General features: G+C 60.3%; 15 protein-coding genes. All 15 read right to left on the reverse strand.

Features of this window, described 5'->3' with window-relative positions; all coding sequences use genetic code 11:
- Positions 1 to 11 precede the first annotated feature (11 nt).
- The 15 genes from J7412_RS03405 to J7412_RS03475 all read right to left on the reverse strand — a co-directional run bounded on the left by J7412_RS03405 (position 12) and on the right by J7412_RS03475 (position 20,384).
- Positions 12 to 968, reverse strand: a complete 957-nt coding sequence (locus J7412_RS03405; protein ID WP_209059410.1) for an ABC transporter permease — start codon at positions 966 to 968, stop codon at positions 12 to 14.
- A gap of 1 nt (position 969) precedes the next feature.
- Entirely contained in the window at positions 970 to 2,553 is a 1,584-nt protein-coding gene (locus J7412_RS03410; RefSeq protein ID WP_209077105.1) for an ABC transporter substrate-binding protein, read from the reverse strand.
- 365 nt (positions 2,554 to 2,918) lie between these two features.
- Positions 2,919 to 5,543: a nitrate reductase gene (locus tag J7412_RS03415; protein WP_209077107.1), complete on the reverse strand. Its 2,625-nt coding sequence runs from the start codon at positions 5,541 to 5,543 to the stop codon at positions 2,919 to 2,921.
- On the reverse strand, positions 5,540 to 5,875 hold the full coding sequence (nirD, locus tag J7412_RS03420; protein ID WP_209077109.1) for a nitrite reductase small subunit NirD: 336 nt from the start codon (positions 5,873 to 5,875) through the stop codon (positions 5,540 to 5,542). The genes J7412_RS03415 and nirD overlap by 4 nt, the downstream gene beginning before the upstream one ends.
- Positions 5,872 to 8,316, reverse strand: coding sequence for a nitrite reductase large subunit NirB (gene nirB, locus J7412_RS03425; protein ID WP_209077111.1), 2,445 nt, complete (start codon positions 8,314 to 8,316; stop codon positions 5,872 to 5,874). The genes nirD and nirB overlap by 4 nt, the downstream gene beginning before the upstream one ends.
- A 2-nt stretch (positions 8,317 to 8,318) precedes the next feature.
- Positions 8,319 to 9,998, reverse strand: coding sequence for an ABC transporter ATP-binding protein (locus J7412_RS03430; protein WP_209077113.1), 1,680 nt, complete (start codon positions 9,996 to 9,998; stop codon positions 8,319 to 8,321).
- A gap of 10 nt (positions 9,999 to 10,008) precedes the next feature.
- Positions 10,009 to 11,091 carry an ABC transporter permease gene (locus J7412_RS03435; protein ID WP_209059436.1) on the reverse strand — a complete coding sequence of 361 codons (1,083 nt, stop codon included), beginning with the start codon at positions 11,089 to 11,091 and terminating at the stop codon, positions 10,009 to 10,011.
- 202 nt (positions 11,092 to 11,293) lie between these two features.
- Entirely contained in the window at positions 11,294 to 12,658 is a 1,365-nt protein-coding gene (locus J7412_RS03440) for a CmpA/NrtA family ABC transporter substrate-binding protein (RefSeq protein ID WP_209077114.1), read from the reverse strand.
- Between the two features lie 261 nt (positions 12,659 to 12,919).
- A complete protein-coding gene (locus tag J7412_RS03445) occupies positions 12,920 to 14,095 on the reverse strand; it encodes a CmpA/NrtA family ABC transporter substrate-binding protein (protein WP_209077116.1) in 1,176 nt (391 codons plus the stop codon).
- On the reverse strand, positions 14,092 to 14,676 hold the full coding sequence (locus tag J7412_RS03450; protein WP_209059445.1) for an ANTAR domain-containing protein: 585 nt from the start codon (positions 14,674 to 14,676) through the stop codon (positions 14,092 to 14,094). Before J7412_RS03450 ends, J7412_RS03445 begins: the two co-directional genes overlap by 4 nt.
- 156 nt (positions 14,677 to 14,832) lie before the next feature.
- A complete protein-coding gene (locus tag J7412_RS03455; protein WP_209077118.1) occupies positions 14,833 to 15,576 on the reverse strand; it encodes an SDR family oxidoreductase in 744 nt (247 codons plus the stop codon).
- Between the two features lie 83 nt (positions 15,577 to 15,659).
- A complete protein-coding gene (locus tag J7412_RS03460; RefSeq protein WP_209077120.1) occupies positions 15,660 to 17,105 on the reverse strand; it encodes an aldehyde dehydrogenase family protein in 1,446 nt (481 codons plus the stop codon).
- The gene (locus tag J7412_RS03465) at positions 17,102 to 17,974 is read right to left on the reverse strand and encodes an alpha/beta fold hydrolase (protein WP_209077122.1); all 873 of its coding nucleotides are present in this window, start codon (positions 17,972 to 17,974) and stop codon (positions 17,102 to 17,104) included. Before J7412_RS03465 ends, J7412_RS03460 begins: the two co-directional genes overlap by 4 nt.
- Positions 17,971 to 19,572, reverse strand: a complete 1,602-nt coding sequence (locus tag J7412_RS03470; protein ID WP_209077124.1) for an ABC transporter ATP-binding protein — start codon at positions 19,570 to 19,572, stop codon at positions 17,971 to 17,973. The genes J7412_RS03465 and J7412_RS03470 overlap by 4 nt, the downstream gene beginning before the upstream one ends.
- A complete protein-coding gene (locus tag J7412_RS03475) occupies positions 19,569 to 20,384 on the reverse strand; it encodes an ABC transporter permease (protein ID WP_209077545.1) in 816 nt (271 codons plus the stop codon). The genes J7412_RS03470 and J7412_RS03475 overlap by 4 nt, the downstream gene beginning before the upstream one ends.
- Between the last annotated feature and the right edge of the window lies 1 nt (position 20,385).

The following is a 20,385-nucleotide window of genomic DNA, read 5'->3' on the forward strand; positions in this document are numbered from 1 at the left end:
TGGAGACCTCCCTATTTCGGATGCCGCAAACGCGGATTTGTGACGATGGAGACAATGTCGGCGATCATGTTCATGCCGATGTAGACCGCTGCGAAAATCAAGCCGCAGGCCTGCACCACAGGAATGTCGCGTTTGGACACGTGGTCCACCAGGTATTGCCCCATGCCGGGATATGTGAAGACCACCTCGATCACCACAACGCCAACCACAAGGTAAGCCAGGTTGAGCATGACAACATTCACAACCGGCGCGATGGAGTTGGGGAAGGCATGTTTCCAGATGATGGTGAACATGCGCAGGCCTTTCAGCTCAGCCGTCTCAATATAGGCGGATTGCATCACATTGAGGATCGCCGCGCGGGTCATGCGCATCATATGGGCCAAGACAACAAGGGTCAGAACGGCAATGGGAATGCTGATGGTGTGCAGCTTCTCACCAAGGCTCATACTGTCGTTGATCGTTGTCACCGATGGCGCCCATCTCAGGCGAACTGAAATGAAGAAGATGGCCACATAAGCGATCAGAAACTCAGGGACGGAGATCGAAGCCAGTGTAACAGCGGAGATCATCTTGTCTGGCCAGCGTTCGCGGTAGCGCACGGCCAACAGGCCCAGCAAAATCGCGAGAGGCACAGCAATGATGGCTGCCCAGAACGCAAGGAACAATGTGTTCCCAAGGCGTCTGCCAATGGATTCTGTAATGGCCTTTCCGCTGGTCAAAGAGGTCCCGAGGTCGCCTTGGACAAGGCCGCCGAGCCAGTCAAAATAGCGTTGTACGGGTGGGTCATTCACGCCGAGCTCTTCGCGCAGGTTGGCGAGTGCCTCAGGCGTAGCGGATTGACCGAGAATTTGTTGTGCCACGTCCCCTGGCAAAATCAGCGTGCCAGCAAAGATCAGGATCGAGACGAGGAAGAGCAGAAGGAGGCCCAGCGCGATGCGCTGGGCCAAAAGTTTCAAAAGGAGCGACATATCAGGCGGTCACCCACATACGCTGTGCCGCGTAGCCGTTCATGAGCGAGAAGCCTGCAACGCCTTCGACCCAGCCGCCGAGCTTGTCGGTGTAGGCGTCAATGAAGTCGTTGAACATCGGGCAGATCAGGCCGCTTTCGTTGCGCACCATGGTGCCCATGTCTGCATACATCTGCTTACGCTTGGTCTGGTCAAGCTCCGCACGTGCGGCGATCAGCAGCTGGTCAAACTGTTCGTTGTTGAAGCGTGTGTCGTTCCAGTCCGCGGTGGACAGATACGCTGTGGTGAACATCTGATCCTGCGTGGAGCGGCCACCCCAGTAACTGGTGCAGAACGGTTTGCTGTTCCAGACTTCAGACCAGTAACCGTCGTTTGGCTCACGCTTGATTTCCAGCTCGATACCAGCAGCTTTCAGAGACTGCTGGAACAGAGCCGCAGCATCCGGCGCGCCGGGGAAAGAGTTGTCGGAGGTGCGCAGGAGAACCGGACCGGAGTGGCCGGATTTCTTGAAGTATTCCGCGGCTTTCTCCGGGTCATACTCGCGCTGCTCGATTTCCTGATACATCGGATACGCGGCGTTGATGGGCGTATCGTTGCCAACAGAGCCGTAGCCGAACAGGATCTTGTCGACCATTTCCTGACGGTTGATGCCGTGCTTCAGCGCCATCATCAGGTCTGGGTTGTCAAATGGCGCTGTGTTTGTGTGTGCGATAAACACATAGTGGCCGGGGCCTGCGGTGGAGGCGACGGTGATGTTTGGCGCGCGTGCCACAAGACCGGCGGTGCGCGGAGGCACACGGTCAATGATGTCAACCTGACCGGATTGCAGCGCAGCAACACGTGCAGTGTTGTCGTTGATCACCAGCATTTCGATGGTCTGCGCGTGGCCGAGGTCACCCCAATAGTTCGGGTTCTTCTCAGCAACAAAGCGCACGCCCATATCAATCTCTTTCATGATATATGGGCCGGTACCGATGGCCGCGTCTGGCGCATCTTTGCCGCCGTTTGGCTGAATGATCAGGTGATAGTCGCTCATCAGATACGGCAGGTCAGCGTTGCCGTTGTTGAGTTCGATGATCACGTTGCGGCCGTCGGCGCGGACGCCTTTGATGTCACGCAACAGGCCAAGCGCACCGGATTTGGTGTCCTCGCCGGAGTGACGATCAATGGTCGCTGCCACATCTTCTGCGGTCACGGATTGACCGTTGGAGAAGGTGATGCCGTTGCGAACGGTGAAGGTCCAGGTCTTGGCGTCGGCAGAAGCTTCAAAGCTCTCTGCGACTTTGCCCTGCAGGCCGCCATCGTCGGTCAATTCAACCAGTGGCTCGCCCCACATGCGAATCAGGTTCACGGCAACGGTGTTGGTCGCCAGTGCGGGATCCATGCTGTCCGTGGTGGAGCCGCCCTGCAGACCGATGCGCAATGTGCCGCCCTTTTGAGGACCTGCTGCATGAACTGCGGTGGACATCATTGTGTTGGCTGCGGCAGCGGATACACCAAGCGCGCCAGCACGACCCAGGAAGGTGCGGCGTGACAGTTTCCCCAACGCCGCCTGGCGGCTCAGGTACTTAAGTTCGTTGTTCATTTGGAGACTCCCATGCTGATTTTGTCGTTTTCTGACATGCTGCGATCCGAACGCGACTCAAAGCAAGGAAAATGTGGCAGGGCTGACAAAGTTTTTAGAGGGGCAAAACGCCCGCTAACTCTGTGAAATGGGGGTATTCGAAAACCGGCCTTTTGCGCACTGAAACCGACATATTAAATGGCCATTTAAAAAATTGTAGGGTTCAGAGAGGTATGCGCGTCAGGCAATGTATCGCCGGTTTGGCCCTCGTTTGCACTCAAAACAGGCGAGTGTCGCCCCTGAAGTGTTGCTTTGTAGCCACAAAGCCTGCGATCAACGCCTTTCGAGTTGACCGCAGATCGTGGATTTTTGGCGCGCGAAGGTGGCTACTCCGCCGCCACACTCCGTTGGGCCGATTGCAGCAGCGCGGCGAGTTCCGGCTTGCACGAACCACAGTTTGTGCCCGCCGAAAGCGCTGCACCAATCGCGTCGACCGACATCAGGTTCTGCGTTTCGATCGCGCTCAGAATGGTGTTCACCCCGACACTGAAACACGCACAAACAGTTGGACCGGGATCGGGTTGTCCCGCGCTTGGCCGGCCAAGCAACACAGTTTCGCTTGTGGTGCCCAGCTGACTTCCCGCGAAACCTCGGGAGACCGAAACGGGGCGGTCACTAACAAACAAAGCGCCGATCAGGACGCCATCTTTGTGAAGCGCAATGCGCGCTGAAACACGGGATGTGTCCAAAACGCTGGAGATTTCCGCATCCGGTGCCTCAAACAGCGCACGGGCGTAGCTTTCCCAGCACTCTGGTGTGTCTTGATGCGCCAGCTCATATTGCCAGCCAGCTTCGACGCGCGATTTGGCCCAGTAGTCTGAATTTGGCTGAAGCTCGCGCTGAGACACCGCAAACCCATACCATTTGGGCGCGAAGGGATGAATGGCCACTTTGGCGGCCTTGCTGTCGGGCTGCCCGGAAAACGGATCTGTTTTGGGCGTCACAACATCAGAAATGCGCCCGCTTGGAGCGGTTGTGGCGGTCCAATGTATCGGAGCAAAGACATCTCCCTTTGCCACACGATCCGTGATCAAAACGCGCAGGATTGAGTGTCCGTGTTCATTGCTAACCTTGGCCAAATCCGCAGCCCTCAAACCAAGCGCAAGCGCGTCTTCTGGATGTATCTCCAGAAACGGCTCGCCATAGTGCTGGTTCAGGCGCGACGCCCGCGCGGTGCGGGTCATTGTGTGCCACTGATCGCGAATGCGGCCTGTATTGAGACGGAATGGCGCGTCTTTTGATGGCTCTTGTAAAGCCGGTTGCGCGATAGGGAGCATATTGGCCCGCCGCGTTGGGGTGAAGAAATCACCATGTTCAAACATGCGCTCTGAAGACGTCTTATTTGCCGGATACGGCCAGCGCGTGGGCTGCAGAGCGTCGTAGCCTGCGTCGGACAAATCCGCGAAGCCAGAAATATCGAAGTCTTTGCCTTGTGCCGCGGCAACTCCTGATAGGGCTGCGTGTTCGCGGAAGATTTGTGCCGGTGTTTCAAAATTGAACGCCTCAGCAAACCCCATGCGTTGGGCCACGCCGCAGATCGCCTGCCAGTCGTGACGGGATTCTCCTGCAGGTGGCAGGAAGCCGCGTTGGCGGCTGATTGTGCGATCGGAGTTGGTGACGGTGCCGTCCTTTTCGCCCCATCCCGTCGCGGGTAACACCACGTCCGCCAGTTCGGCGGTATCAGTGTCCCCAAACATATCGGAGACCACGACAAAGTCGCATCCGGAAATAGCGGCGCGCACTGCTTTGGCATCAGGCATGCTGACGGCGGGATTTGTACACATCACCCAGAGTGCCTTCACCTTGCCATCGCCAGTCGCACGGAACAGATCGACGGCCTTAAAGCCGACTTTTTCCGGAAGTGTTGGCGACTGCCAGAAGTTTTGTACGGCTGCGCGATGATCGGCGTTTTCGATGTCGAGATGGGCCGCGAGCATGTTTGCCAAACCGCCCACTTCGCGCCCACCCATAGCATTGGGCTGCCCGGTGACAGAAAGCGGCCCCATGCCAGCTTTACCAATGCGTCCGGTGGCTAGGTGACAGTTCAGGATCGCATTGACCTTGTCGGTGCCGTGATCTGATTGATTTACACCCTGACTAAAGACGGTGACGGTTTTTTCGTTTGTCAGCCAGAGCTTGACGAAGGTTTCAATGTCATGCGCAGACAGGCCTGTTGCCTCAACAGATGAACCGCTCGCCGCATCCAGTGCTTTGTCAAAGCCAGCAACGTGCTGCCCAACGAAGGACGTGTCTACTACGCCCTGTTCGTGGGACTTCTGAAGAAGGTGATTGAACAGCGCCACGTCTGTGCCCGGGCGCAAGGCGAGATGCAGATCGGCAATGTCACAGGTGGCTGTGCGACGCGGATCGACCACCACGACTTTCATCTCGGGACGTTCTGCCTTCGCGGCCGCAATCCGTTGGTAGAGAACCGGGTGACACCACGCCAGGTTTGAGCCGGTCAGAATAATCAGATCTGCAAGTTCCAGATCCTCATACGTGCCAGGAACGGTGTCTGTGCCAAAGACGCGCTTATGGCCTGCCACGGTCGAGGCCATGCAGAGCCGCGAATTCGTGTCGATATTGGCTGTGCCCATGTAGCCTTTGATGAGTTTGTTGGCGACGTAGTAATCCTCGGTCAGCAACTGCCCGGATACATAAAACGCCACGGAGTCAGGACCATGCTCGGCGATGGTTTTGCGGAATTTCTCTGCGACCAGATCCAGTGCGCTGTCCCAGCTTGCCGCCTCTTTGTCGATCAGGGGCGTTAGCAGCCTACCTTCGTTGGAAACGGTTTCTCCCAAAGCAGAGCCCTTTGAGCACAAACGCCCGAAATTGGCGGGATGCTCAGGGTCACCCTTGACCGTGAGCGCCCCATCCTCCGTTGGTGTCGCCAAGACCCCACAGCCTGTGCCGCAGTAAGGGCAGGTGGTGCAGACAGTCTGGCTCATTCCGCAGCCACACCTGTTGTCAGCGCGCTGGCATCCAGCAAGACACGTCCCTCAACAACCTGCGTTGCATAGGTGGCGATCTGACCTTCGTCCGCCCCCTGCGCTTCACCGGTTTCCAAGGAAAACACCCAGTTGTGCAGCGGGCATGTGACTTTCTTGCCGTGCACGATGCCTTCCGACAAGGGGCCGCCTTTGTGTGGGCAGCGATCGGAGGTGGCAAAGACCTCGGCGTCATCGGTGCGGAACACCGCAACACAGCCCACGGCCGTTTTGACAATGCGTGCCCCGCGCAAGGGAATGTCGGTCACGTCACAAATGTCGATCCAGCTCATTCCGCAGCCTCCAGTGTCAGGTTTGCAATCGGTTGATAGGTTTCCGCCTTCTCACGCGCATGTTCTGCCCACGGGTCGGTGCGGTAGACGGATTGGGAAATCTCGAACCGTTCGGCCAGCGCCTTGCGGTTCTCCAGATCATCCACAATCTGCTCCTTGACCCAATCAAGCCCGACCTTGTCGACCCATTTCCAGATACGATCGAGATATTTGGCGTTCTCGCGGTAGATCTGCGTCATGGCAGAGATCACCTCGATGGCGTCTTCCTCTGAGGCCACCTTGCAAAGCAGTTGGGTTTCTTTGACTTCCATGCCTGCAGCACCGGCAACGGAGACCTCATAGCCAGAGTCCACACAAATCACGCCAATGTCCTTGCAGGTCGCCTCCGCGCAGTTGCGCGGGCAGCCAGAGACAGCGAGCTTGAGTTTATGCGGCGTCCAAGATCCCCAAAGGTGCTTTTCAAGCTTGATGCCAAGCCCTGTGCTGTCCTGTGTGCCAAAGCGGCAGTGGTCGGTGCCGACGCAGGTTTTCACCGTACGCAGGCCTTTGGAGTAGGCATGACCGGACACAAGCCCCGCTTGGTTCAAATCAAACCAGATTGCGGGCAGGTCTTCTTTCTTCACGCCAAGCAGGTCGATACGCTGGCCACCGGTGACTTTGACCGTTGGCACGTCAAACTTATCCGCCGCGTCTGCAATCGCGCGCAGCTCGTCTGGGGTGGTGATCCCGCCCCACATGCGCGGCACAACCGAATAAGTGCCATCTTTCTGAATGTTGGCGTGGTTGCGCTCGTTCACAAAACGGCTTTGTGGATCGTCCGCATAGTCCAGCGGCCAATCCGCCAGAAGGTAGTAGTTGATCGCCGGACGGCACACGTGGCAGCCGTTTGGCGTGCTCCAACCCAGTTCCTGCCAGACAGCCGGCTGGGATTTCAACTCGCGGGACTTGATCAGACGCCGCACATCCTCATGTGTGAGGTCGGTGCAGCCGCATACAGATTTGGCCGTTGGCATGACAAAATCATCACCCAGAGTGACCGAAAGCACTTGCTCCACAAGCCCGGTGCAGGTTCCGCAGGACCCGGAGGCCTTTGTCACTACCCGAACATCTTCCAAAGTGGTCGCGCCATTGCCGATGGCGTCCACGATCTGACCTTTAAATACGCCGTTGCAGCCGCAGATTTCTGCGTCAGCCGGTAAGGCTGCAACGGCCGCCATAGGGTCCAGGGAGTCGCCCCCCTGATAGGCTGGGCCAAAGATCAACGTGTCGCGCATCTCAGAAATGTCTTCGCGGTCTTTGATCAGCCCGAAGAACCAGTTTCCATCTGCTGTATCGCCGTACATCACCGCGCCAACGATGCGGTTTTCTTCAATCACCAGACGCTTGTAGACGCCGCGGGCCGGATCGCGGAACACGATGTCTTCGCGCCCCTCGCCATCGGCAAAATCACCGGCGGAGAAGAGATCGCAGCCGGTCACCTTGAGCTTGGTTGCCACCTCTTTGTTCACAAATGCGGCCTCTTCTCCAAGCAGTGTTTTTGCAAGCACCTTGGCCTGATCGAAGATCGGCGCCACGAGGCCAAAGACATCGCCGTTGTGCTCAACACATTCTCCAAGCGAGAGAATATTTTCATCGGAGGTGATCATCTGATCATCCACGTGGATGCCACGTCCGGTTGCGAGTCCGGCGTTAGAGGCCAGTGCAACGGAGGGGCGGATGCCCACCGCCATCACCAGAAGATCACAGGGCAATTCGGTGCCGTCATCCAGCAGAAGTGCTTTGACTTTGCCGTTTTCGCCAAGGATTTCCTTGGAGTTGGCAGAGCATTTGACGGTGATGCCTTTGTCCACCAGCGCCTTGCGCAGCAGGTAACCTGCCGCCTCATCAAGCTGGCGTTCCATCAGGTGGCCCATGATGTGCACGACGGTTACAGCCACGCCGCGCAGCGCAAGGCCAGCCGCGGCTTCAAGGCCCAGCAGGCCGCCGCCGATCACCACGGCTTTGGCGCCTGGCTTGTCGCCCAGGGCGATCATGGCGTTGGTGTCTTCCAGATCGCGGTAGGCAATCACGCCGTCCAGATCATGACCGGGAAGCGGGATGATGAACGGGTTCGAACCAGTGGCAATGACCAGCTTGTCATAAGGCAGCACATCGCCGGTGTCTGAGGTCACGGTTTTGGCTGCGCGATCAATGTTCACAACCTTCTCGCCAAAGCGGCAGGTCACACCCTTTTCTTCATACCACTCCGCGGTATGGGTGACGATTTGCTCAAAGCTCTTGTCTCCGGAGAGGACGGGAGAGAGCATGATGCGGTTGTAGGTTCCGCGTGGTTCGGCGTTGAACAAGGTGACGTCATAGGCGTCCGGCGCTTGTTCAAACAGGTGCTCAAGAGCGCGGCCAGCGGCCATGCCTGCACCGATGATGATAAGTTTCTGTGTCATATTCACTCCGCAGCGATGGCTTTGGCAACTTTGGGCTTTGGCTTCGCGCCGTGTTCATATTCCTCAAGGAAATCAAGAACGTCCTGGCGGTAACGGTAATAGTCTGGATGCTCGAGCAGCGCCTGACGGCTGCGCGGGCGGGGCAGATCCACATCGACGATTTTGCCGATGGTGGCCTGCGGGCCGTTGGTCATCATCACCACGCGGTCCGCCAGAAGGATGGCTTCGTCCACATCATGGGTCACGCAGATGGCGGTCACCTTGGTGCGGTCCCAGACTTCCATCAGAACCTCCTGCAGCTCCCAGCGGGTGAGACTGTCAAGCATCCCGAAAGGCTCATCCAAGAGCAGCAGTTTGGGGGAGAGGGCAAAGGCGCGGGCGATGCCGACGCGTTGTTTCATGCCGTTGGACATCGAATGCGCCGGGCGGTCCATGGCGTCGGCCAGTCCAACACGCTCCAGATAGTATTCCACCACGTCCTGACGTTCGCCCTGACTTGCTTTGGGGTAGACCTTATCCACGCCAATCGCGACGTTCTCTTTGGCGGAGAGCCAAGGGAAGAGGTTGGGGGATTGGAACACCACCGCGCGTTCCGGATCTGCGCCTTCAACGTGGCGGCCGTCCAGACGGATACCGCCTTTGGAAATGGCGTTCAGACCGGCGGCCATGGTCAGCACTGTGGACTTGCCGCAGCCGGAGTGGCCAATCAGCGAAATGAACTCACCGCGTTGAATTTTAAGGTCGAAATCCTCTACTACGGTCAGTGGACCTTTGGGGGTGGGGTAGATTTTATGCAGCTGGGAGAAGTCGAGGAAGTTGTGGTCGATCATACCCTTCTGGGCATCTTTCACCGCTGCAGGCACGCCGTGGATCGGGGTCACGTCAGGCAGAACCTTGGTACCTTCGGCCTTCGCCTCGATGCCCACGTCCATCAGGTATTTCGTCACCTCGGCGCGCAGCTTTTTGAAGCCCTCGTGGTGGTTCATTTCCATCCGGTCACGACGACGCTCGATGTTGACTTTGAACTCGCGGCCCAGCGTGCCGTCAGGGTTCAGCGCGATGATGCGGTCGGCCAGAATGATGGCTTCGTCCACATCGTTGGTGATCAGCACGCAGGTCTTTTTCTCAGCGTCCCAGATGGCCTCAATCTCATCCGCCAGATTGGCACGGGTGAGGGCGTCAAGCGCGCTAAGGGGTTCATCCAGAAGCAAAACTTCGGGGTTCATGGCCAGTGCGCGGGCGACGTTCACACGTTGGCGCATGCCGCCGGAAAGCTCTGCCGGGCGTCGTGCGGTGGCGTGGCTGAGACCCACCATGTTGACGTAATGCGCGACCTTCTCTTCCTTTTCTGCCTTGGGCATTTTCGGGAAGACGCTGTCCAGTGCGAGGCGGACGTTGCCGTTCACGGTGAGCCAGGGCATTAGCGAGTAGCTTTGGAAGATCACGCCACGTTCCGGGCCAGGGCCGGTGATCGGTTTGTCCTTGAAGCTGACGGTGCCTTTGGTGGGCATCTCAAGGCCCGCCATGAGGTTGATCAGCGTGGTTTTGCCGGTGCCGGAGAAGCCCAGGAGAACGAGGAACTCGCCCTCCTGCACTTCGAGATTGATGTCCTTGAGCACGTGGGTGGTGTGGGTGCCTTCCCCGAAGCTCTTGGAAACATTTTCAAATTTCAGAACACTCATCTCTTCGACCTCACCGGTTTGCGCTGAAGGTGAAGAGCGACTGGATCGCGTACATCAGGCGGTCGAGCAGGAAGCCGATGATGCCGATAGTGAAGACGGCGACCATGATTTTGGCGAGCGAGCTGGACGAGCCGTTCTGGAATTCATCCCAGACAAATTTGCCAAGACCCGGGTTCTGGGCAAGCATCTCTGCGGCGATCAGAACCATCCAGCCAACACCGAGCGACAGGCGCAGGCCGGTGAAGATCAGAGGTAGGGCAGACGGCAGCACCAGCTTGGTGATTTTGGTCCATGTGTTCATCTTCAGAACCTTGGAGACGTTCACCAGATCTTTGTCGATGGAGGCCACGCCCAGAGAGGTGTTGATCAGAGTTGGCCAGAGAGAACAAAGGGTTACGGTGATCGCGGAGGTCAGGAAGCTTTTGGAAAACAGGCCGTCGTCCACGGTGTAGGTGGCGGAGACCACCATGGTCACGATGGGGAGCCATGCCAGCGGAGAGACCGGTTTGAAGATTTGGATCAGCGGGTTGATGGCGGCGTTGGCGTAGAGCGAGAGGCCCGCCATGATGCCCAGAGGGATCGCAATGGCGGAGCCGATCAGGAAGCCAAAGAACACCGTTTTGATCGAAGTCCAGATTTGATCATAGTAGCTGGGGCTGCCTGTGTACTTGATATCTTTGACTTTTTCCGGCTGACCGGCGGCGATGAACTTGGCGTTGCGCTTCTCGACGCGCTCCATGAATTTCGCTTCTTTGGCGGCCTTGGCCTGTGCGTCTTCGTGCAGATTGACGGCTTCGGTCCAGACTTCTTTGGGGCCGGGCACCGCGCCGAGGGAGGTTTGCACCTTGGGGGCGAGGTTGCCCCAGAGCACAAGAAAGACGCAGATGGCGAGCAGTGGCACGCCCAAAAGGCGCCATATTTCAGTGGCTTGGGCCTTTGGGTTGTCGCCTGCGGCGGCTTTCAGGATCGGGGTGATGAAGCTCAGGCCGAGGACTTGGAACCAAGCGTCGGCCTTGTTGATGCGGGTGAAGAGACGGGCGCGCTTGGCTTCGCGGTCTTCCTCAGCAATGGATTGGGGGTCGATTGTGGTCATGGATATGTCCGTGGCTTTGCGTGGCAGCTTTGAGTGGCTTGGGGCGCTGTTGCGTGAATGGTTAACGGCGAAATGGCACGTCGGTATTGCGTCGGTATCGCGACTGTTTCGCGTAGGTGGAAAAACGCGGCACGGGCAAAACTTAATCGCCCGTGCGTTGCGTCGCCGGAAAGGGGAGCGATCCTTCCGGCGACGGAGCCGATCAGCCCTGTACTTCGGTGCCGACGACGCGCTGGTCGCCTTTCAGACCGATGGGCAGGCTGTCGAGGTAAGCGTTCGGGGTGCGGCCGTCATAGGTGATGCCGTCGATGATGTCCTCAGCCGGGGTCGGCGCTTTGTAGCCGTCGCTGTCCCATGGGAAGTCCGCTTCGTTGGCGAGACCTTCATCCACCAGCAGGCGGGCGGCTTCGAGGTAGATCGCAGGCTTGTAGACAGACTTCGCCACCTCGTCATACCAGCTGTCCGGCTTGGCCTCTGCAATCTGGCCCCAGCGGCGCATCTGGGTCAGATACCAGACCGCGTCGGAGTAGAACGGGTAGGTCGCGTTGTAGCGGAAGAACACGTTGAAGTCCGGCACGTCGCGCTTGTCACCTTTTTCATATTCAAAGGTGCCGGTCATGGAGTTGGCGATCACGTCATAATCCGCGCCCACATATTCCGGCTGGCTGAGGATGCGCACCGCTTCTTCGCGGTTGGCGTTGTCGTTTTCATCGAGCCACATGGCGGCGCGGATCAGGGCCTTGGTCACGGCCAGCGTGGTGTTTGGATATTTCTCGGCAAACTCGGCGTTCAGGCCGAAGACTTTCTCCGGGTTGTTCTTCCAGAGTTCGTAGTCGGTGATCACAGGCACGCCGATGCCTTTGAAGACGGCCTGCTGGTTCCAAGGCTCGCCCACGCAGTAGCCGTAGATGGTGCCCGCTTCCATGGTGGCTGGCATCTGAGGCGGTGGGGTCACGGAGAGCAGAACATCCGCGCCGATCTGGCCGGTGATGTTTTCAGGAGAATAGTAGCCCGGCTCCAGACCACCGGCGGCGAGCCAGTAGCGCAGTTCGTAGTTGTGGGTGGAGACCGGGAACACCATGCCCATGTTAAATGGCTTGCCCTCAGAGGTGTATTTTTCCACCACCGGCTTCAGCGAGGCTGCGGAGATCGGGTGCTGTGGGCGGCCATCGTCCATCAGCGGCACGTGCGGTTTCATTTCCTCCCAGATCTGGTTGGAAACGGTGATGCCGTTGCCGTTCAGATCCATGGAGAAGGGGGTGATGATGTGGGCCTCGGTGCCGTAACCGATGGTGGCGGCAAGCGGCTGACCTGCGAGCATATGCGCGCCGTCCAGCTGACCGTCGATCACACCGTCCAGAAGAACTTTCCAGTTTGCCTGTGCTTCCAGCGTGACAAACAGGCCTTCGTCATCGAAGTAGCCCTGCTCATAGGCCACGGCGAGCGGCGCCATGTCGGTGAGTTTGATGAAGCCGAATGTCAGCTCGTCTTTCTCAAGTTCCAATTCGGCCATGGCCGGGGTCACGAACATGGTCGTGGCCGCGAGGATGGAGGCAATGCGTTTCATCTAGACTGTCCTTTTGTTTGCCCTGTTGGAGGAGATGGGCGGGGAACGAAAAAAGCCGCTGACCAAGAGACCGCGGGAGGAAGTGCGGTGTCAGGTCGAGCGGCTTTGCTCAGAGTGTCCCCGGCTTCGGGGGCTGATTTTACGGAACGCCCTTGTTCCGTCTTGAGACCATTTGGCGGATCACGGTGCGTTGGCTCAAGCGCGAATCGCCGGTTTCTTGCTGCGTCGCCGCATGACGCGGGGTGATTGCTTATTTTTTAATCACTCAGGGTGGGCCGGGTCGAAGATGCGCCCGTCAAAGAAGCGATCCGGCCCAAGGGTGAGCGGGCCATTGGTGGCTTTCATGGCGGTTGGATGCGCCAGCGCGCCTTCGCATTTCTCAGAGGCCGCAGGCAGCACAGCGCCCAGGGGGGCGAGGTGGCGGCGGTAGAGATCGGAGCGGAAGACCGAGGCGGCAGTGGCGGCGGATTGGGCGCGGTCCAGCCCGAAGCGGGCGGCCATGCGGGTGCCGATCCAGGCGGCCTGACTTTTCCATGGGAAGGTGGCGGCGCTGTCAAAGAATTCCAGCATGCGCGGCACGCAGTGGTTGGCCGCGCTTTGGTGGGTGAGCATCTGGCCACTGAGCGCGCGGTCGAGAATTTCGGCGGAGACGTCGAGATATTCGGGCCAAGCCAGAATGTCGGAGGCGGTGGAGCGTTTCGCCGGATCGGCGAGCCAGCGGCCAGCCTTCCAGACCGCGCGCATCAGGCGGCCGTTGAGATCATCCTCGGCCTGCGCCCAATCGCGGCGCACGGCCAGCACTTTCTCCGGGGTGAAATTCCAGATCGCGGCCCCGGCGAGCAAAAGCCGCCCGCCGCCCTGTTCCACGGTGATGGAGCCCCATGGCTCGCCCACGCAGAAGGCGTCGATCTCGTCCGCGGCAATGGCTTGGGCCATGAGCGGGGGCGGGATGATCCGCATGTCGAGCGCCTCGGGCGTGTTGAGGCCGGAGCTGGCCAGCCAGTAGTGCAGAAGCTCTGCGTGCATGGAAAACGGGAAGGGCACACCGACGCGCAGGGTGCGGCCCAGATTGGCCAGCGCCTGACCGGCCAAAGTGGCGTCCAGAAAATCGGGCAGGGGATGTTTGGCAGAGAGCTCGGCGGCCAAGCCGTTGGAAATCCCGATGGAATTTCCGTTGACCGAGAGCACGCAGAGCGCGTCGAGTTTGGTGGGCACACCGCCCAGACCCAGCGCCATGGCCACCGGCACCGGCGCCAGCATATGGGCGGCTTCGATCTGTCCGAGCACAAGGCGGTCGCGCAGGGTGGACCAGCTTGGCGCGCTTTGCAGATTGAGCGCGAGGCCTTCTTCTTCGGCAAAGCCCAGCTCATGGGCGACAATCAGCGGGGCGGCATCGACCAGCGGCATGAAGCCCACGGAGAGCGGCAGGGTTCTCATGACAGAAGCTCCGATGCGGTCACAAGGGCCTGGGCGACATCGACAATTTTCTTGCCCTGGCTCATGGCGGTTTTGCGGATGAGGGCGTAGGCTTCTTCTTCCGGCAGGCCACGCGCACGCATCAGAATGCCTTTGGCGCGGTCGATGATCTTGCGTTCCTCAAGCGCGCGTTTGGTGGCGGCGAGCTCGTTGCGCATGCGGGCAAACATGTGAAACCGGGCGATGGCGGCATCGAGCACCGGTTTGACGCGATCGGGGTGCATGCCGTCCACAACATAGGCCGACACGCCCGCCTCGATGGCCGCCTTTGTCAGGCTGTCGTCTGAGCGGTCCACAAACATCGCCACCGGGCGCTCCAGCGGCGAGGAGGCCAGGGTGAGCGCGTCAATCGCATCGCGGCTGGGATTGGCCACATCCACCAGCACGAGATCGGGGTTCAGCTCAGCCACAGAGCGGGCCAGACCGGTGGATTCAGAGAGCACCCGGATGTGGTGGTCTCCGGTCTCGGTCAGGCTGTCGATGATGGCTTCGGCCCGATGTTTGTCGGGCTCCACGACGAGGATGGTGAGCTTGGCTGTCACGGGTGGCTGTTTCCGGGGCGGCTGTGGCGGTTGCCCCGTGATAGTGCCGCAGTGCAGCGAAGGGCCACGCAGGGGAGGCCTGCGCGGCGGGTGTGACGCAGTGTTTTGCTTGGTTTTTGAGCGGTTTGAAGGTGGATTGCTGACTAATGCATCGTTTTAGACGCAGCGCCCGCCGTCGACCTCCATCAGCGTCCCGGTGATCATGGAAGCTTCATCAGAGCAGAGGAAGGCTGCGGCGTTGCCCATGTCTTCGGGCTGGGAGAAGCGGCCGAGCGGGATGGTGGCGAGGAATTTGGCGCGGATTTCAGGGGTGTCTTCACCCATGAAGGACTTCAAGAGTGGGGTTTCGCCCGCCACGGGATTGAGCGCATTGACGCGGATGCCATGGGGGGCGAGCTCTACCGCCATGGCTTTGGTGGCGGTGTTCACCCAGCCTTTGGAGGCGTTGTACCAGTTGAGATTGGGGCGCGGAGAGAGGCCTGCGGTGGAGGAGATGTTGAGGATCGCACCGGCAGCGCGGGACTTCATATGCGGCACAAGCGCCTGAGCGATCAGGTAGATGGATTTGCAGTTCACCGCGAAGACCCGGTCAAAATCGCTCTCCGTGACAGTCTCCATCGGGGCGGGCAGATGAGTGACACCGGCGTTGTTCACCAGAATGTCGATCTGTCCCCAAGCGCCAAGCGCGGTGTCGACCATACCCTGCACGCTGCTGGCATCCGCCACATCCACGGTGCAGGGGGTGGCGTTTTCATGCTCGGCGGCTTTGGCACTGGCGGCCTCGCCGTTGATGTCCGCCACCAGCACCTTGGCGCCCTCAGCGAGGAATTTGTCGACGATGCCCGCGCCAAAGCCCTGGGCGCCTCCGGTGATGATGGCGGTTTTGTTTTGAAGGCGCATGGGGCGGATCCTTTGTGTCAGGTTTTGTCGGGGCCGGGGCATAGAGAGATGCCTCCGGCGGGGATATTTGCGGAATGAGAAGCCTAGCCGTGCAGAGCGGCGACGGTTTTGAGTTGGGAGAAGTGGAAGAGGGCTTCGAAGCCTTTTTCGCGGCCGTGGCCGGAGTGGCCGGTGCCGCCGAAGGGCAGCTCTACCCCGCCGCCTGCGCCGTAGTTGTTGAGGAAGACCTGACCGGCGTTGAGCTGTTTGGCCAGACGCATCTGGCGCGCGCCGTTTTGGGACCAGACCGAGGCCACAAGGCCATACTTTGTGCTGTTGGCAATGGCGAGCGCCTCATCTTCGGTGTCAAAGGGGATCAGGACCTGCACCGGGCCGAAGATTTCCTCCTGCGCGAGGCTGTGATCGGGGGGCACATCGGCGAAAAGCGTGGGGGGCACGTAGTGGCCCGGGGCGTCGGTGGCGATTTCGCCTTGGGCGGCGATGGTCAGGTCTGCGCCTTTGGTGAGGAAGTCTGTCACGATGTCTCTTTGCCGTGCGGAGATCAGCGGGCCGAGGGTGGCATCCTCCATGGCAGGTGCGGCGCGCATGGCTTTGTAGGCAGCGCTCATGCGGGATTTGACCTCTTCATAGACGCTGCGTTCCACCAGAATGCGGGAGGAGGCCGAGCAGGTCTGGCCTGCGTTCTGGATGCCTGCGTTCACAAGGAAGGGCAGGGCGGCATCGAGATCGGCATCTGCAAAGACCAGTTGCGGGGATTTGCCGCCAAGCTCCAGCGTGACTGGTACGACGTTTTCGGCGGCAGCGGCCTGCACAAGGCGGCCGGTGTTCACCGAGCCAGTGAAGGAGATGTGGTTCACATCGGGGTGGGCGGCGAGCACGGCCCCGGCTTCGGCGCCCAGACCCGGCACCACATTGAGCGCGCCGTCCGGCAGGCCCGCCTGTTGCGCCAGATCGGCAAAGGCCAGCGCGGTGAGGCAGGCCTCTTCTGCGGGTTTCAGAACACAGGCGTTGCCCATGGCGAGCGCGGCCCCGACCGAGCGGCCAATGATCTGCATCGGGTAATTCCACGGCACAATGTGGCCGGTCACGCCAAAAGGCTCGCGCAGGGTGTAGACGGTGTAGCCATCTAGGTAGGGGATGGTCTCGCCATGCACCTTGTCGGCTGCGCCGCCGTAGAACTCCATGTAGCGCGCCAATGCGGTGACATCGTTGCGCGCCTGTGCCAGCGGTTTGCCCACGTCCTGTGCCTCAAGCCGCGCGAGGGTTTCGGCGTGTTCCATCACAAGCTGGCCGATGCGGGTTAGAATGCGCCCGCGCTCCACCGCGGTGGCGCGGCCCCAGTCGCTGTTGCGCGCGGCCTGTGCGGCGGCCACGGCAGCGTCGATATCTGCCTTGGCACCGCGTGCGATGGTGGCCAGCGGGCTGCCGTCTGAGGGGTTGGTCAGCGCCAGTGTGCCGCCGGAGAGGGCTGGTTGCCATGTGCCGCCGATGAGGCATTTGGATGGGTCAAACCAGAGATCGGAAGTCATTTAGTATCCTTTGAGGGAATGCGTTGGAGGAAATTTTGCAAGAGGTTGAAATAGGTGTCAGGGGCGTCAAACTCCGGCAGGTGGCCGCAGTTTGGCAGGCAATGGTGGGCCGCGTCGCTGTGGGTGAGCGCGGCGGTGAGGATTTCGGAAAAGGCGCTGGGCATGATCGGGTCTTTGTCGCCGCTGATGATCAGGCTGGGGCAGGTGACCTTGGCGAGCGCTGCGCGGAAATCAAAGCGGCCCATTTCATTGGTGGGGCCGTTGAAATGCAGGGCCACTGGGTCCTTCATCATCACGCGGGACCAGAAGTCGGGCTCTATCGCGGTTTGGGTATAGTGGGGGACGCAGATCCGGCCGTAGGTGGCGCGGGAGGCGGACGTGGGATTGCCCCAGTAGTTTTGTGCAGCCGCTTGAGCCTCCGGGCCGACCAAGTGGCCAAAGGCGTTGTAAATCGTGGGGAAATCGACCTTTGCGGTGGTGTTGGACAGGATGAGGCCCGCGAGGCGATCAGGGTATTTGGTGGCAAAGGCCTGCGCGACAAAGCCGCCAAAGCTGCCGCCGTAGAGGGTCGGAGCGGTGATCTCCAGCGCGTCACAGAGGGTGGCGAGATCATCGGCCCATTGATCAAGTGTCCAGAGTGCGGGGTCGCCATCGTCAGAGCGGCCATTGCCGCGGTGGTCAAGATAGAGGATGTGGCAGAGGTCAGAGAGTGCGGCGGCGTAATGGGGCTTAAAGATCGAGTGATCCGCGCCGGGGCCGCCGTGTAGCAGGATCAGCGTGGGTTTCTGCCGCAGCGTGGGGCCGTCTGCGATCCATTCCGGCCCGTCAAAATCCACAAACAGGCGCACGCCATTGATCAGAAGCCTCATGCGGGGGCCTCCTCAATGGCGAGTTTGGGCAGGACAGGGGCGGCGGCGATCAGGCTTTGGGTGTAGCTGTGTTGCGGGGTGGCAAAGACCGCTTCGGTCTCACCTTCCTCGACGATTTCGCCGTTTTGCATGACCAGCACGCGGTCTGTGACGGTGCGCACCACAGAAAGGTCGTGGGAGATGAAGAGATAGGCGAGGCTGTGACGGCGGGAGAGATCGGCGATCAGGTCGAGAATTTGCGCGCGGATGGAGACATCCAGTGCGGAGACCGCCTCGTCAAAGATAATGAGTTCGGGGCGGGTGATGAGGGCGCGGGCGATGGCGATGCGCTGGCGCTGGCCGCCGGAGAACTCGTGGATGTATTTTTGCGCGTCCTGAGGTGTGAGGCCGACATCGGTGAGGACCTCGCCGATGAGGCTCTGCAGGGCTGCGCCTTTGGGTGGGTTTTGCACCAGATGGAAGGGCTCGGTCAGGATGCGGGCCACGCGGTGGCGCGGGTTGAAGCTGCTGTAGGGGTCCTGGAACACCACCTGCGTTTTGAGGCGCAGCGCGGCTGGCATGGCTGCGCCGACCGGGTGGTCAAAGGCGGTGATATGGCCGCTTTGCACCGGCTCCAACCCCAGAATGGCCCGTGTTAGGGTCGATTTTCCGCAGCCGGACTCGCCGACCAGCCCGACCCGTTCACCTTGGTGAATGGTGAAGGACACATCGTTGACGGCGCGGTGGAAGGCGCGGGGGGCAAAGAGTCGGGTGCGCGGCAGGGCGAAGTCCCGGACGGCGTTTTGCACCGTGAGGATCGGAGCCGGTGTGTCCTGCGGCGCTGGCAGATCGACGGTGTGGCCTGAAGCCTCAAAGAGCGCGCGCGTGTAGGGGTGCTGCATATTGGCGAGCAGCTGTTTGGTGGCGCCTTGTTCGACAATTTCACCTTTGCGCATGACCACGATGCGGTCGGCCATATCGGCGACCACGGCGAGGTCGTGGGTGATCATCAGAAGACCCATGTCAAACTCGGCAACGAGATCTTTGAGCAAATCGAGGATGCGGGCCTGGGTGGTGACGTCGAGCGCAGTCGTCGGCTCATCGGCGATCAGAAGGCGCGGGCGGCGGGCGATGGCCATGGCGATGACCACGCGCTGACGCTGGCCGCCGGAGAGCTCATGGGGGTAGCGGCTGAGGGGGAAGCGGTCTTGCGGCAGGCCCACACGCGAGAGCATGACGGCGGCTTGCGCCATGGCCTCGGCCTTGGGCGCGCCGGTGTGGATGCGGATGGTCTCTGCCACCTGTGTGCCGATGGTTTGCAGCGGGTTGAGCGCGGTCATGGGCTCCTGAAACACCATGCCAATGTCATTGCCGCGCATGGTGCAGAGGTCGAATTCGGACTGGTTCAGCAGATCGGTGTCGTTGAGCAGGATGTGGCCGCGGGTTTCGGTTGTGTCGGGCAGGAGCTGCATTACCGCGAGGGCGGTCATGGATTTGCCGGAGCCGCTTTCGCCGGTGACCGCGAGGATTTCGCCCGGGTCTATGGAGAAGGTGACATCGTGCAGGATCGGAACAGAGCCGATGGTGAGGGAGAGGTTTTGCACAGAAAGCAGGTTCATGTGCGCACCACGCGGATTTTGGGGTCAAGCCAGTCGCGCAGCCCGTCGCCCAGGAGGTTGAGGCCCAGCACACCGGAGATGATGGCGAGGCCGGGGATCAGCGCGAGGTGGGGCGCGAAGGAGACCATGGTTTGCGCATCCGCGAGCATGCGGCCCCAAGAGGGCGTGGGCGGCTGTGCGCCAAGGCCGACGTAGCTGAGGCCTGCCTCAGCCAGAATGCCGAGGGAGAACTGGATGGTGCCCTGCACGATCAGGAGGTTGGCGACATTGGGCAGGATGTGCTCGACGCTTATGTGGGCGCGGGATTTGCCTGCGACGCGGGCGGCGAGGATGAAATCACGTTGCCAGAGCGGGAGCGCACCTGCGCGTGTGAGGCGAGCAAAGACAGGCACGTTGAAGATGCCGATGGCGAGGATCGCGTTGACTGCGCCGGGGCCGAGAATGGCGGTGATTAGGATGGCGATCACGAGGCTGGGGAAAGCAAAGATCAGATCATTGCCGCGCATGATCAGCTCATCAGCCCAGCCGCCTTGGCGCGCGGCGGCCCAGAGGCCTAGTGGCACGCCAAGGCCCATGCCGATGCCCACCGCCACCAGCGCCACGGCGAGCGAGGTGCGTGCGCCGACCATGATCATTGAAAAGATGTCGCGGCCAAAGTGGTCTGTGCCAAACCAATGCAAAGCGCTGGGCGTTTGCAGTTTGTTGGGGATGTCCATCGTGGTGATGTCATAAGGCGTCCAGACAAAGCTGAGGAGCGCGGCGCTGACCACGATCAGGCAGAGCAGCCCGCCAAGCAGGATGTTGCGCGACAGG

The organism is Shimia sp. R9_3, from assembly GCF_017743755.1.
GTDB lineage: Bacteria > Pseudomonadota > Alphaproteobacteria > Rhodobacterales > Rhodobacteraceae > Shimia.